11 protein-coding genes are annotated in these 14,262 nt (G+C 63.9%); 1 reads left to right on the plus strand and 10 read right to left on the minus strand.

Annotation, left to right across the window (positions count from 1 at the left end; translation table 11 throughout):
- Positions 1 to 481: 481 nt before the first annotated feature.
- From ctaF to ACYVF5_RS10935, 5 genes are all read right to left on the minus strand, one after another.
- Entirely contained in the window at positions 482 to 943 is a 462-nt protein-coding gene (gene ctaF, locus ACYVF5_RS10915) for an aa3-type cytochrome oxidase subunit IV (RefSeq protein ID WP_460946227.1), read from the minus strand.
- 4 nt (positions 944 to 947) lie between these two features.
- Positions 948 to 2,705: an aa3-type cytochrome oxidase subunit I gene (gene ctaD / locus ACYVF5_RS10920; protein WP_460946228.1), complete on the minus strand. Its 1,758-nt coding sequence runs from the start codon at positions 2,703 to 2,705 to the stop codon at positions 948 to 950.
- 3 nt (positions 2,706 to 2,708) lie between these two features.
- Positions 2,709 to 3,617, minus strand: coding sequence for an aa3-type cytochrome oxidase subunit II (gene ctaC, locus ACYVF5_RS10925; RefSeq protein ID WP_460946229.1), 909 nt, complete (start codon positions 3,615 to 3,617; stop codon positions 2,709 to 2,711).
- Between the two features lie 170 nt (positions 3,618 to 3,787).
- Positions 3,788 to 4,153 (minus strand): iron-sulfur cluster insertion protein ErpA, encoded by a 366-nt coding sequence (erpA, locus tag ACYVF5_RS10930; protein ID WP_460946231.1) that lies wholly within the window; start codon positions 4,151 to 4,153, stop codon positions 3,788 to 3,790.
- Between the two features lie 121 nt (positions 4,154 to 4,274).
- A complete protein-coding gene (locus ACYVF5_RS10935) occupies positions 4,275 to 5,684 on the minus strand; it encodes a M20/M25/M40 family metallo-hydrolase (protein ID WP_460946233.1) in 1,410 nt (469 codons plus the stop codon).
- 39 nt (positions 5,685 to 5,723) lie between these two features.
- On the opposite strand from ACYVF5_RS10935, the gene ACYVF5_RS10940 reads away from it, so the two are divergent.
- A complete protein-coding gene (locus tag ACYVF5_RS10940; RefSeq protein WP_460946235.1) occupies positions 5,724 to 6,290 on the plus strand; it encodes a DUF3043 domain-containing protein in 567 nt (188 codons plus the stop codon).
- An 87-nt stretch (positions 6,291 to 6,377) separates the two neighbouring features.
- Here the strand turns inward: ACYVF5_RS10940 and ACYVF5_RS10945 are convergent, their stop codons facing one another.
- The 5 genes from ACYVF5_RS10945 to dnaE all read right to left on the minus strand — a co-directional run bounded on the left by ACYVF5_RS10945 (position 6,378) and on the right by dnaE (position 14,199).
- Positions 6,378 to 7,424 (minus strand): quinone-dependent dihydroorotate dehydrogenase, encoded by a 1,047-nt coding sequence (locus ACYVF5_RS10945; RefSeq protein WP_460946237.1) that lies wholly within the window; start codon positions 7,422 to 7,424, stop codon positions 6,378 to 6,380.
- A 31-nt stretch (positions 7,425 to 7,455) separates the two neighbouring features.
- Entirely contained in the window at positions 7,456 to 7,944 is a 489-nt protein-coding gene (nrdR, locus tag ACYVF5_RS10950) for a transcriptional regulator NrdR (RefSeq protein ID WP_460946239.1), read from the minus strand.
- 22 nt (positions 7,945 to 7,966) lie between these two features.
- Positions 7,967 to 9,286, minus strand: a complete 1,320-nt coding sequence (hisD, locus tag ACYVF5_RS10955; protein ID WP_460946241.1) for a histidinol dehydrogenase — start codon at positions 9,284 to 9,286, stop codon at positions 7,967 to 7,969.
- A 37-nt stretch (positions 9,287 to 9,323) separates the two neighbouring features.
- Entirely contained in the window at positions 9,324 to 10,664 is a 1,341-nt protein-coding gene (locus tag ACYVF5_RS10960) for a hypothetical protein (protein ID WP_460946243.1), read from the minus strand.
- Between the two features lie 76 nt (positions 10,665 to 10,740).
- On the minus strand, positions 10,741 to 14,199 hold the full coding sequence (gene dnaE / locus ACYVF5_RS10965; RefSeq protein WP_460946630.1) for a DNA polymerase III subunit alpha: 3,459 nt from the start codon (positions 14,197 to 14,199) through the stop codon (positions 10,741 to 10,743).
- Between the last annotated feature and the right edge of the window lie 63 nt (positions 14,200 to 14,262).

A 14,262-nucleotide genomic window follows, 5' to 3' on the forward strand; every position in this document is an offset into this window, starting at 1 on the left:
GAAGACCGCTCACCGCGCGCGGAACCCCACAGCGGTGGCTCCGTCTCGTCTCGACGGACGAGTTCTCCCCCGCACATCCGTGGGCGACGCGGCGCGCCGAAGAGGCTTGCGCGTTGCGGAAAGACGAGCGAGAGCGTGCCCGATGCTCGACACAGGTCACGGAGCGACCGGGACGGTTGAGCGTGTCTGCCGTGCATCGGTGCATCGCCTCGTTCCCGCCGCCCTCACCGCCGATCCGAGAACATCCGCCGTCATCGAGCATCCCTCCCGCCATGCACGCCCGACGGGAGGTCACAACAGCAGCTGCCGTCGCCAGCGCTCCGGACGCTGCTCGACCACGGATGCTCCCTGATGGCAGTGCATGGGCCAGAATTCGGCAGGTGAGAACCCGTGAAGAAAGCTCGCGCGCAAAGGCCGCAGACCGGCCACAGCACCCCGAAAACACGGGTGTGACAACAACAGAGAACAGGCTCTGTCGCGTTCAGCTCACGTGATATCCGCGATAGTACTCGTACGTCCATCCGACGATGGAGATGACCAGCAATGGAGCGGCGAAGAACGAGATCCAGAAACCGACGGCGATGCCCAGCAGGAGCAGTGCAGCGGCGCCGGCCAAGAAGATCGGCCACCAGCTCCACGGAGAGAAATGCCCGATCTCGGGGTCGCCGTCATCGACGTTCGCCGTGAGGATGTCTTCAGGCAGTTCACCACCCTGATGGCTGCGTGTTCTGCCGACATAGAAGGCGATGAACGTCGACATGATCGCGGCGAGGCTGAGAGCGACGGTTCCCGCCCACTCGACCGATGGCCCACCGCCCTGCTCGAAGTAGTCCGCGGAGAAGTAGCTGTGCTGCGGATCGTGTATGTTCCAGAGCGTGTAGACAACCGCGAGCACGGCGAAATAGGCGGCGAGTATCCAAAAGAGAACTGCGTTCGTCTTCATGCGGCTACTTCACCTTTCCGTCTGCGGCGTCATAGGTGGACGCATCGGGTGCATCCTTGGCCGGCCCGATCCCGACGGGTATTCCGGCCTCGGGATGATTGAGGTCGAACGCGGGCGACTCGCTCCTGATCCGCGGGATCGATGTGAAGTTGTGGCGAGGCGGCGGACATGACGTGGCCCATTCGAGCGAACGGGCGTATCCCCATGGGTCGTTCACGGTGATCTTCGGAGCCTTGCGCGCCGTGAGGTACACGTTCAAGAAGAACGGGATCATCGACGTCGCGAGAATCATCGCACCGACCGTCGACAACTGGTTCATCCAGGTGAAGTTGTCTTCGGGTGAGTAGGTCGCGTAGCGACGTGGGAAGCCCACGACTCCGAGCCAGTGCTGAATAAGGAACGTTGTGTGGAATCCGATGAAGAGCAACCAGAAGTGCCACTGCCCGAGACGCTCGTTGAGCATCTTGCCCGTCCACTTCGGCCACCAGAAATAGAACCCGGCGAACATCGCGAACACAACCGTGCCGAAGACGACGTAGTGGAAGTGCGCGACGACGAAGTACGTGTCCGACACGTGGAAGTCGAGCGGCGGGGAGGCCAGGATCACCCCGGTGAGCCCGCCGAACGTGAAGGTCACGAGGAACCCGATCGACCACAGCATCGGCGTCTCGAACGTCACGGAGCCACGCCACATCGTGCCGATCCAGTTGAAGATCTTCACACCCGTCGGAACCGCGATGAGCATCGTCATCAGCGCGAAGAAGGGTAGGAGCACCGAACCGGTGACGTACATGTGGTGCGCCCACACGGTCACAGAGAGAGCCGCAATCGCGATGGTCGCATACACAAGAGTCTTGTAGCCGAAGATCGGCTTGCGGCTGAAGACCGGGAAGATCTCAGAGACGATGCCGAAGAACGGCAGCGCGATGATGTAGACCTCCGGGTGCCCGAAGAACCAGAACAGGTGCTGCCAGAGGAGCACACCACCGTTCTCGGGATCGTAGATGTGTGCCCCGAAGACGCGGTCGGCCCCGAGCGCGAACAATGCGGCAGCGAGCACCGGGAAGGCGAGCAGCACGAGGATCGACGTCACGAGCGTGTTCCACGTGAAGATCGGCATCCGCCACATCGTCATGCCCGGTGCGCGCATGGTGATGATCGTGGTGATGAAGTTCACGGCACCGAGGATCGTTCCGAACCCGGACATACCGAGCCCGAACACCCAGAGATGGCCGCCGATACCAGGCGAGAACGTGGTGCTCGACAACGGAGCGTATGCGAACCAGCCGAACGACGCGGCGCCGGCCGGAGTCAGAAAACCGCCGAGGGCCGTCAGACTGCCGAAGAGGAACAACCAGAACGCGAACGCGTTCAGACGGGGGAACGCAACGTCAGGTGCACCGATCTGCAGGGGCATTATCACGTTCGCGAAGCCTGCGAACAGCGGCGTCGCGAACATCAGGAGCATGATTGTGCCGTGCATGGTGAAGAGCTGGTTGTACTGCTCTTTCGTCTCGACGACGGCCAGTCCGGGTTCGAACAGCTGTGCGCGGATGATCAGCGCCATCACGCCGCCGATCAGGAAGAAAAGGAATGACGCGATCAGGTACATGTGACCGATGGTCTTGTGGTCGGTCGACGTGATCCAGTTGACGATCACGTTTCCCTTTCGCTCGACCTGACTCGGACGATTGACGACCTTCGCCTGACCTTCGGGGAGGTCTTTTGCCTGGCCTTCGGGGAGTTCGATGGTTGTGGCCATGGTCTACTCCTCTTCCTCTTGAGATGTGCCCTCGCGCGTGCCTGTTCCGGGAAGGTTTGAGTTGCGGTCGTAGTCTTCGCCGTAGTCACCGACGTTTCCATTCGCCGCGAGTTCTTCGAGATGCGCCTCGTACTCGTCCGGTGACACGACCTCGACGTTGAAAAGCATCATCGAATGGTATTCACCACAGAGCTCCGCGCACTTGCCTTCGTACGTTCCCTCACGCTCTGGAGTGAACGACATGTAGTTCGTCTTGCCGGGGAACATGTCTTTTTTGTAGAGAAAGTCGATGACCCAGAACGAATGGATGACGTCACGCGACTCGAGTGCGATGGTCACCGTCTGACCGACGGGAAGGTACAGGGTGGGGAGCTGCTCCTGATCGATGGAGCCCCGTTCGCCGTCTGGGTCAGGTTGGGCCTGGATGCCGGCGGTCCAGACGTCGTCGCCGTCGACGGCGCCCGTGTAGACGAAGTCCCACGACCACTGCTTGGCATAGACCTCGATCGACACGTCAGGATCGTCATACTGCGTTTCGATGGCGGTCTGGTCACGCGCGGTGAAGGCGAAGAACCCGAGCACCAGAATGAGCGGCACGATCGTGTAGAAGATCTCGATCGGCATGTTGTATCGCAGCTGCACGGGCAGGCCGGTCTGTCCCTTGCGACGGCGGTACGCGATCGTCGCCCAGAGAATGAGTCCCCAGGTGACGACGCCGACGCCGAGCAGAACGATCCACGATGTGGTCCACAGACCTGCAACGCGTTCGGTGTGGTTCGTGACGGGGGGTTCGCCCTCGATGAAGCCGGGGAGATAGCCGTGGAGTTCGGCCTGGGTACATCCTGCGAGTATCACCGCGAGGGTGACCGCCACGGGAACTGCAGCCCATCGGAGACGACGATTCGAGCGCACCTGGGACCTTTCGAAGACACTGTTGGTTCCGAATTAGTCTAGCCCGATCCACGCGTCGCCTCCGTACCATTCCGGGCGCGACGCGGTCGATTCCGCTTCATCCGGCGTTAAACCAGTGCAGGGGAACCGCCGTGACGGCGGTTCCCCTGCACATGTTGCTGAAAATCTGCTTAGTGGAAGCTGTCTCCACACGCGCAGCTGCCACCGGCGTTCGGGTTGTCGATGGTGAAGCCCTGCTTCTGGATGCTGTCTTCGAAGTCGATCGACGCGCCATCGAGGTACGGGACGCTCATCTTGTCGACGACCACTTCGACACCGTCGAAATCGACTGCCGCGTCACCGTCGAGCATACGCTCGTCGAAGTACAGCTGATAGATCAGCCCAGAGCAGCCACCGGGCTGCACGGCCACCCGCAGGCGAAGATCGTCTCGACCCTCCTGCTCGAGCAGGCTCTTGACCTTGGCAGCCGCGGTGTCACTGAGCTTGACTCCGTGAGCGGCTTCGGTCGTGGTGGATGTCAGTGTCGTGTCGCTCATGACGCTCCTCGTGATCGAATGTGCAGCGCGCGGCGCGCGTGCCCTCAGATATTCTACCTGCGATAACCGGCCGATGGCCGTGTTCATTCCCCTGACCGCAATCACACCGTGTCAGACGCGTTCAGCCGTTCAGTCGCGCGAGCAGCAGCGCCTCTGTCAGGACTGCCCGGTGGAAGACTCCGAGGTGCAGCGATTCGTTCGGGCTGTGCGCGCGCGAGTGGGGGTCTTCGACGCCGGTCACCAGGATCTCGGCGGAGGGAAACACCCTGACGAGCTCGGCGATGAACGGGATGGACCCGCCGACGCCGAGCTCGACCGGCTCTGTGCCCCAGGCATCCGTCATCGCCTGCTTGGCCAGTGCCACGGCCTCACCGCTCGTGTCGACGAGGAACGGCTCGCCCAGGTCGACGTCGTCGATCTCGATGTGCGCTCCGAATGGGGCATTCTGTCGCAGGTGGGCAGCCAGTGCCTCATAGGCGTTGTGGGCGGACTGGCCCGGCGCGATCCTCGCGCTGATCCGCACCGAGATGCTCGGCGAGAGGGTGTTCGACGCATTCGCCACTGTCGGCGCGTCGATGCCCGTGACGGTGATCGACGGCTGTGACCAGATTCGGCTCAGAATCGGTCCCTCGCCCACGGGTTCGACCCCGGAGAGAAGCCCCGCCTCGTCGCGCAACTGCTTCTCGCCGTACTCGGGTGTGGTCGTCTCGCGGCCGGTGAGCCCGTCGACGGCGACGGCGCCGCGTGAGTCCCACAGCGTAGACAGAAGGAGGATGGTCGCCATCATCGCGTCGGGGACCGCGCCCCCGAACATGCCGGAGTGCGAGGCATGCGCCAGGGTGCTGACGGTCAGGCGGAACGTCACGTTGCCCCGGAGGCCAACGGTGAGCGCCGGTGTCTTGTCGTCCCAGTTGTTCGAGTCGGCCACAACGATCACATCCGCGGCGAGTGCTGCCCTGTTCTCGGCGAGGAACGTCGAGAACGAGCGTGAACCGAACTCCTCTTCACCCTCGATGAACAGGGCGACACCGAGATCGGGGTCGTCGCCGAGCACATCGGTGAGCGCCCGCAGTGCAGCGATATGGGTCATCACCCCGGCTTTGTCGTCCGCTGCACCGCGGCCGTACAGCCTGTCGCCTCTGACCGTCGGCTCGAACGGGGCAGACTCCCAGTCCCCGTCGTGCCCGGGCGGCTGCACGTCATGATGTGCATACAGCAGAACCGTCCGGCGGCCGTTCCTCGCCTTTCGCACAGCGAGCACAGCGGGCTGGCCGAGCTCATCGGTGTCACCGATGCGCGAGCGTTTCACCTGCACGTCGGAGAAGAGCCCGGTCTGTCTGGCCAGCTCTGCGACGGCCTCCGCGCTCTGACGGACGAACTCCGGATCGAAAGCCGCCCACGACACGCTCGGAATGCGCACGAGGCCCGTCAAATCGGCGATCGTGGCGGGGAGCCGTGCGTGCACGGCACGGCGGATCGCGTCGTCGAGGGAGGTCGCATCGTCTGGAAGGCTCTGCGGGGAATCGGTCATGCAGGTAATCTTAAGAGACCCGCGATCCGAGGACACACAGTGACGAAGCAATCCCCCCGCAACCCCGTCGACACCGAGAGCGATCAGGGCTCGGTGACGGGCAAAGGCCGGCCGACCCCGACACGCAAGGAACGTGAGGCGCTGAACAAGCGCCCGCTTGTGCCAGGCGACCGCAAAGAGGCGCAGAAGGCCGCACGGGCGAAGATGGCCGAACAACGTGAGAAAGCGCGTATCGGCCTGGCTGCAGGTGACGAGCGTTATCTGCCGACGCGCGATCGCGGCCCCCAGAAGAAGTGGGTGCGAGACTACGTCGATGCTCGCTTCAGCATCGGCGAGTTCCTCATTCCGCTCATGTTCGTCGTCATCATCGTCACGTTCATGCCTGATCCGGCCGTACAGCTGTACGGGATGTTCGCGCTCTGGGCGTTCTTTCTGCTGGCCGTGCTCGACAGCGTGATCCTCGGATTCATCGTACGACGCAGGCTCACCGCGAAGTTCGGGAGCGCCGAACGCGGTGTCCGCTGGTACGCCGCTATGCGGGCACTGCAGTTGCGTGTGCTCCGTCTTCCGAAGCCCCAGGTCAAGCGCAGGCAGTACCCGAGCTGACTCTGGCCGGTCTCGGTGCTGGCCGGTCTCGGTGCTGGCCGGTCTCGGTGCTGCGCAGACGTGCGAACCCGCCCAGCACGTCCTCGTTCAGTTCCGGGAGGACCGGTCGCGCAGCAGCCGACCGAGCCTCCTGTTGATCTGTCTGACCCAGAACGGCCCGTGATAGATGAACCCGGAGTATCCCTGCACCAGGGTGGCCCCCGCGGCGATGCGCTCTGCGACCTGTTCGGCCGTTTCGATCCCGCCGACAGAGATGACGCACATCTCGGGAGGAACGAACCGCCGGATCAGACGGAGCACCTCGAGTGAGCGCTCTGCCAGGGGCGCCCCCGACAGTCCGCCGGCTCCGGCTGCATCAACAGCTCGCGCCCCTGTGCGAAGACCTGTGCGGGCGATCGTCGTATTCGTGGCGATGATGCCGTCGAGCCCGAGCGCGACAACGAGCTCCGAGATGCGCTTCAGCTCGTCGTCGCCCAGATCCGGCGCGATCTTGACGAGAAGCGGAGTGGCTCCGGATGCGTCCCTCACGGCCGAGAGCAGAGGCTCGAGGCGATCGAGCTCCTGCAGACCCCTCAGCCCTGGTGTGTTCGGCGAGCTGACGTTCACCACCAGGTAGTCGGCAAGCGGTGCGAGCAGGCGTGTGCTCTCGAGGTAGTCGTTCGTCGCGTTGTCGACGCTCGTGACCCTGCTCTTGCCGATGTTGACGCCGATGACCGGCCGGCCCCGAACGTTCCTGACCCTGGCGAGCCTCGCCGCGGCATCCGCCGCTCCCCCGTTGTTGAACCCCATCCGGTTGATGAGGGCCCGATCGTCGACCAGCCGAAAGAGTCGCGGCCTCGGGTTCCCCGGCTGCGCATGTGCGGTCAGGGTGCCGACTTCGATGTGGCCGAAGCCGAGGGCGCCGAGGCCGATGACCGCCCGCGCGTCTTTGTCGAAGCCGGCTGCGAGACCGAACGGTGTCGCGAAGGTGAGTCCGAGGGTGTGCACCGAGAGGTCGTCAGGGGCAGACGTCAATCGCTCGAGCGCCCGCCGCAGCCCCAGGGCGGGTAGTGCCCTGATGGCGTCGAACGCCAGGTGATGCGCGAGTTCCGGGTCGAATTTCGTCAGGACGTGTGAGAAGAGTATGCGATACATGCCTCTGCAAGGCTACCGTCACCGCTGGCGCTCAGCGGTCGTCTGCACTTTCACGTTCCGCCGACGTCTGCTCTGCATGTTCGACCCGCAGAAGAGTTATGGCGTCTTCGAAGTCGTCGAGCGACTCGAACGCCTGGTACACACTCGCAAAACGCAAGTACGCGACCTCGTCGAGCTCGCGCAACGGCGTGAGGATCGCGAGGCCGATCTCGTTCGCGTCGATCTGCGACGATCCGGTCTGTCTGATGCTCTCTTCGACCTTCTGCGCCAGGAGCGCCAGGTCCGAGTCGGTCACGGGGCGACCCTGACAGGCTTTGCGCACGCCTGCCACGACCTTTTCACGGCTGAAGGGCTCGACGACACCACTTCGCTTGATGACGGCGAGGCTCGCGGTCTCCGTGGTGCTGAACCGGCGCCCGCACTCGGGGCATTGCCGCCTGCGACGAATCGACAGTCCGTCGTCGCTCGTGCGTGAATCGATGACACGCGAATCGGGGTGGCGGCAGAACGGACAATACATCGGGATCCAGACTAGTCGAAGGTCACAACGACGGGCGGCTTTCGAAGCGGATGCTCACGGCGTCGCCGTGCGCGGGAAGCTGCTCGGCTCGCGACAGGGTGACGATCTTCTCGGCGACCAGAGCGAGGGCATCCCTGTTGTATCTGACGATCTGCTGCGGACGCAGGAAGGTGTATGCACCGAGGCCTGACGAGAAACGGGCCTGCCCGCCCGTCGGCAGCACGTGGTTCGACCCGGCGATGTAGTCGCCGAGGCTCACCGGTGCGTGCGGCCCGACGAAGATCGCACCCGCGTTCGTGATCTGCCGGAGCAGCGCGTCGTCGTCGGCGGTCTGTATCTCGAGGTGCTCGGGCGCATAGGCGTTGCTGAACTCGGCGGCCTGGGGCATGTCGTCGACGAGCACGATCGCCGATTGCTGACCGGCCAGTGCGCGTGACACACGCTCAGAACTCGGTGTGGTGCGGGCGAGCCGGCGCACCTCCCTGACGACGTCGTGTGCGAACTGCTCGGAATCCGTGACGAGCACCGATGCGGCAGCTTCGTCGTGCTCGGCCTGACTCACGAGGTCTGCGGCCACGTACGTCGCATCGGCGGTCGAGTCCGCGATCACGAGGATCTCTGTCGTTCCCGCCTCCGAGTCGATGCCGACGCGTCCCTTCACCAGGCGTTTCGCCGCTGCCACGTAGATGTTGCCTGGACCTGTCACAACGTCTACAGGTTCGAGGCCGAGCTCGGCGACGCCGTGCGCGAATGCGCCGATCGCGCTGGCGCCGCCCATCGCATACACCTCATCGATGTGAAGGAGCCCGGCGACGGCGAGGATGGTCGGGTGCACACGTCCGCCGAACTCCGACTGGGGCGGTGAGGCGATGGCGATGGAACTGACCCCGGCGACCTGTGCCGGAACGACGTTCATGACCACGCTCGAGGGATAGACCGCCTTGCCGCCGGGCACATAGAGGCCGACCCGGGAAACAGGCTGCCATCGCTGAGTGATCACCGCTCCGGGTGCGACCTGTGTGTCGACGGTCGGCGGCACCTGAGCGATCGTCGCCTCACGCACACGGGCGATCGCTTCGTCGACGGCGTCTCGAACCGCCGTGTCGAGCGTTGCGACAGCGTCGGAGATCTGTTCTGCAGGCACCCGGATCTGTTGTGGCGCCCCGCCGTCGAAAGCGTCTGCATGGCGCAGAAGGGCTGCGACGCCCTCTTCGTCGACTTCGGCGATCAGACGTGCTGCAGCGTCGGATGCGCGCGAGATGTCGACGAGGGGCCGTGGTATCAGCTGAAGCAGCTCTGCAGGGCTCGGGCGCATGCCCCGCATGTCGATGGTGTTGATCATTTGCGCACAGTTTATCGCGGCTGGGCCTTGTTCCTCGTCAGCCCCGCATCAGGCCGTCAACGTGACGCAGAACCCCCACCCGGCCATCGTCGTGCCTGATGACGAGTTCGGTTCCACGATCGACGATGGCGAGTGCCCACGCCGTCGGGCCGATCTCGAACAGCGGTGCTCCCGTGGTTTCGTCGACGACGACACGCGGCACTGCCGAATAGACCCAGAAGGGCTGCGTCGAGACCACCTGCGGCGCGGAGTGCTCTTCGACGGCGGGGTGTGCCGAAACGTGACTGAACGCGGCTCTCGGTTCGGCGGCGTCTGCCTGCTCGTCGTCGAGCCACTCGTCCGGAGCAAGATCCTGTTCGAGCGGCTCTTCGCCCGGCACCGGCTCTTCGACCGGTGCCGACGTGTCGTCTGCGCGAGGAGTCTCGTCGACGGCTTCCGAGTTCAGCTCGGCGAGAAGCTCATCGACAGCCGACTCTTCATCGTCGGCTGCCTGCTCCCGCGCGGTGTCTGTGCGCTCCTCGTCAGCCGATTCCGCCTCTCCGGGGTGGTCCGCGCCCGCCGTGCTGGCGGCTTCGGCGGCGGTGGCTTCTGCGGGCGGCTCAGTCGCGGGTGTGCGGGCATAACGAGGGCCGACATCATCGGCAGCAGGAGACACACCCTGGCCGTATTCCGCTGTCTGACCGTATCCGCCCGCCCAGGTGTCCTGGCCCGCCAGAGCGTGTTCCGCCGGCTGGCCGTACTCGACTCCCTGAGCGTAACCGGCTGTATCCTGCTGACCGGTCGTCTGGGGCGCTGGGTGGGGTTTCGGCCGCCTCGGAACGGCGATCGGCTCCCTCGCCGTCGGGTGCGCCGCCGTCTCGGGTCGCTGTAAGAACTCGTCGCGGAAGGGGGGAATGAACATCGCGAGCGTCGTCACCGCGAGCGAGAGGACCGATGCGATGAGCCCGACGATCGCTCCCGGCCCTGGTGCGACGCCGACGCCGAGCAGCCCGGGCACACTGGTGATGAACACGAGCATCCCGAAATAGAACGCGGCCGTCACAAGAACCGCCGCCGAGGCGAACTGATCGACAGAGAGCGAACCGACCCGCCATCTGACCGACGGCACAAGACGCCGGAGGACCATGAGGATCGCTGCCGCGAGCTGAAAGAGAAGCCCCGGAACGACGAACCAGCTGAACGGCGCCCACACGGTCTGGTACCCGACGAACAGGCCGGAGACGAAGGGAAGGAACGACGCGATCAGCACAATCGCCGACAGTCCGAGAAAGATCACCTCGCGCAGTGTGAACGGGCCGATGCCGTATCGCGCAGCCTCTTCACCGGCCGGCGGTTGCGAATTCCAATCGTGTGGCGAGATGGTCTCTGGATCGGTCATTGTCGAAGCGTCCTCACATGGTTGGACACGAGGGAGAGCGCCACGCAGAAGCCTCCCCCGAACGGGTCACCTGATCTTATCCGAGGCAATTTGGGCCCAGCAAGGATTTGAGCTCTCCGTAGAGATCGGCGGTCACCTGGACCGGGTATGGCACGTCGAACACGCGCGCCGTGTCTCCCCTGACCAGTTTGAGACGCACCTCGGTGTCACCGCCGTGTCGTCCGAGGATCTGCCCGAGTTCAGCGACCACCTCTGTCGTCGCGCGGGAATCCGGCATCATGAGGGTGAGCGGCCCCACGGGTCCTGACTGGTCGAACTCCGGCGACATGATGCTGTATGCGTGCAGGTTCATGCCGTCATCGCGCATGCTGATGCGGCCACGAACCACAACGATGCTGTCGTTGACGAGCGTCGAAGCGAACTCCTGGTACGCCTTGCCCATGAACATCACGGTCATCTCACCGCCGAAGTCCTCGACCTGGATCATGCCGTACTGGTTGCCGGATGCCTTCGCCACACGGTGCTGCACACTCGTGACCAGGCCGGCGATCGTCACCGTCTCACCGTCCTGTGCGCTGTCGGACGTGAGGATATCGGTGATCGACGCGCTCGCATGCTTGGCGATCTGCAACTCGAGGCCGGCGAGGGGGTGATCAGACACATAGAGGCCCAGCATCTCGCGCTCGAATGCGAGTTTGTCTCGTTTGGTCCACTCTGGGCGCTCCGGAACACTCTCTGCATGCTCATCGATGTCGAAAATGCCGCCGAAAAGGTCGACCTGCCCGTTCGCCTCGTTCCGCTTGAGACTGACAGCAGACTCCACTGCATCTTCATGTATCTCGACCAACGCCCGCCTGGTCGAACCGAGTGTGTCGAATGCACCGGCCTTGATGAGCGACTCACACGTGCGTTTGTTGGCGACCTGGAGCGGCACCTTGCGCAAGAAGTCGTGGAAGCTCGTGAACGCACCTTCCTTCTCACGCGAACGCCTGATCCCTTCAACGACATTGGAGCCGACGTTGCGCACGGCGCCGAGGCCGAAGCGCACGTCGTCGCCGACGGCGGCGAAGAATCCGATGGACTCGTTGACGTCTGGGGGAAGCACCCTGATTCCCATACGGCGGCACTCGTTGAGATAGATCGCCAGCTTGTCTTTGGAATCGCCGACACTCGTGAGGAGCGCCGCCATGTACTCGGCGGGATAGTGCGCCTTCAGGTATGCCGTCCAGTAGGACACAACACCATACGCCGCCGAGTGCGCCTTGTTGAAGGCATAGTCCGAGAACGGCAGCAGAATGCCCCAGAGCATGTTCACGGCCTCCATGGAGTAGCCGTTCGCCTGCATACCGGCCGAGAAGCCCTCGAATTGCTTGTCGAGCTCCGACTTCTTCTTCTTGCCCATCGCACGGCGCAGGATGTCTGCCTGCCCGAGCGAGAAGCCTGCCACCTTCTGCGCGATGGCCATCACCTGCTCCTGGTAGATGATGAGGCCGTAGCTCGTCGAAAGGATCTCGGCGAGCGGTTCTTCGAGTTCGGGGTGGATCGGGGTGATCTCTTGGAGCCCGTTCTTGCGGAGCGCATAGTTCGTATGGGAGTTCGCGCCCATGGGCCCCGGCCGATAGAGCGCGATCAGCGCAGAGATGTCTTCGAAGTTGTCTGGCTTCATCAGCCGGAGCAGCGATCGCATCGGCCCGCCGTCGAGCTGGAAGACACCGAGCGTGTCACCTCTCGAGAGCAGTTCGTATGCCGCTTCGTCGTCGAGGCTCAGATCTTCGAGTATCGGACGGAAACCGCGGTTCGACTCGATGTTGTCGATGGCGTCGTTGATGATCGTGAGGTTGCGCAGCCCCAGGAAGTCCATTTTGATGAGCCCGAGCGATTCACACGCCGGGTAGTCGAACTGCGTGACGATCTGGCCGTCCTGCTCGCGCCTCATGATCGGGATGATGTCGATGAGCGGGTCGCTCGACATGATCACACCGGCCGCGTGGACCCCCCACTGGCGCTTGAGGTTCTCGATGCCGAGCGCGGTGTCGAACACCGTCTTGGCGTCTGCGTCCGTCTCGACGAGCGCACGGATGTCGACGGCCTCTTTGTAGCGCGGGTGATCCTTGTCGAAGATGCCCGTCAGCGGAATGTCTTTTCCCATCACCGGAGGCGGCATCGCCTTGGTGAGCTTCTCGCCCATGCCGAAGGGGAACCCGAGCACACGCGACGAGTCCTTGAGCGCCTGTTTGGCCTTGATGGTGCCGTAGGTGACGATCTGCGCCACTCGCTCGTCGCCGTACTTCTCTGTCACGTATTTGATGACCTCGCCGCGGCGCCGGTCGTCGAAGTCGACGTCGAAGTCGGGCATCGAGACACGATCCGGGTTGAGAAAGCGCTCGAAGATGAGGCCGTGCTGCAGCGGATCGAGGTCGGTGATGCCCATGGCGTACGCCGCCATCGAGCCTGCGCCTGAGCCTCGGCCGGGCCCGACGCGGATGCCGTTGCGCTTCGACCAGTTGATGAAGTCGGCGACAACGAGGAAGTACCCGGGGAAACCCATCTGCACGATCACGCCTGCCTCGTAGTCCGCGCGCTCGCGCACGGCCTGCGTGATGCCGTTCGGATATCTCTGGTGCAGGCCGCTCTCGACCTCTTTGATGAACCAGGACTCCTCGGTCTCTCCGGCCGGCACCGGGAACCTCGGCATATAGTTCGCGCTCGTGTTGAACGCGACCTCGCAGCGCTCCGCGATCAGCAGGGTGTTGTCACACGCCTCGGGGTAGTCGCGGAAGAGCTGCCGCATCTCTGCAGCACTCTTCAGATAGAACTCGTCCGCGTCGAACTTGAAGCGGTTCGGGTCGTCGAGGGTCGAGCCCGACTGCACACACAGCAGGGCGGCGTGGGATTTCGCATCGGCCGCGTGGGTGTAGTGCAGGTCGTTCGTGGCGACGAGCGGCAGGCCGAGGTCTGTGGCAAGACGGATGAGATCCGACATGATCCGTCTCTCGATCCCGAGGCCGTGATCCATGATCTCGCAGTAGTAATTCTCTGCACCGAAGATGTCGCGATAGTCGGCGGCCGCCTGGACGGCGGCGTCGTACTGGCCGAGCCTGAGCCTGGTCTGGACCTCGCCGCTCGGGCACCCTGTCGTCGCGATCAGGCCGCTCGCGTACGTGCTCAGGATCTCTTTGTCCATACGGGGCTTGAAGTAGTAGCCCTCGATGGACGCGCGCGACGACATCCTGAAGAGGTTGTGCATGCCCTCCGTGGTCTCTGACAAGAGGGTCATGTGCGTGTAGGCGCCCGAACCCGAGACATCGTCTCTGTCGCCGTTGCCCCAGCGCACGCGCGTGCGGTCCGAACGATGGGTGCCAGGCGTGATGTAGGCCTCTGTGCCGATGATCGGTTTGATGCCGGCGTCTGTCGCCGTCTTCCAGAAGTCGAACGCGCCGAACACGTTGCCGTGGTCGGTGACGGCGACGGCGGGCATCTCCTTCTCGACGGCCGCGTCGATGAGGGGTTTGACGCGAGCGGCGCCGTCGAGCATCGAGTACTCGCTGTGAACGTGCAGGTGGACGAACGAGTCCGTTGAACCGGCCAAAACTACTCC

The sequence above is a fragment of the Okibacterium endophyticum genome (assembly GCF_054780075.1).

What these genes read in the sequence shown, in the direction of transcription:
- ACYVF5_RS10945 (WP_460946237.1), bottom strand. Translation starts at nt 7,424, where the DNA reads ATGTATCGCATACTCTTCTCACACGTCCTGACGAAATTCGACCCGGAA.
- ACYVF5_RS10935 (WP_460946233.1), bottom strand. Translation starts at nt 5,684, where the DNA reads ATGACCGATTCCCCGCAGAGCCTTCCAGACGATGCGACCTCCCTCGAC.
- hisD (WP_460946241.1), bottom strand. Translation starts at nt 9,286, where the DNA reads ATGATCAACACCATCGACATGCGGGGCATGCGCCCGAGCCCTGCAGAG.
- ctaF (WP_460946227.1), bottom strand. Translation starts at nt 943, where the DNA reads ATGAAGACGAACGCAGTTCTCTTTTGGATACTCGCCGCCTATTTCGCC.
- dnaE (WP_460946630.1), bottom strand. Translation starts at nt 14,199, where the DNA reads ATGCTCGACGGCGCCGCTCGCGTCAAACCCCTCATCGACGCGGCCGTC.
- erpA (WP_460946231.1), bottom strand. Translation starts at nt 4,153, where the DNA reads ATGAGCGACACGACACTGACATCCACCACGACCGAAGCCGCTCACGGA.
- ACYVF5_RS10960 (WP_460946243.1), bottom strand. Translation starts at nt 10,664, where the DNA reads ATGACCGATCCAGAGACCATCTCGCCACACGATTGGAATTCGCAACCG.
- ctaD (WP_460946228.1), bottom strand. Translation starts at nt 2,705, where the DNA reads ATGGCCACAACCATCGAACTCCCCGAAGGCCAGGCAAAAGACCTCCCC.
- nrdR (WP_460946239.1), bottom strand. Translation starts at nt 7,944, where the DNA reads ATGTATTGTCCGTTCTGCCGCCACCCCGATTCGCGTGTCATCGATTCA.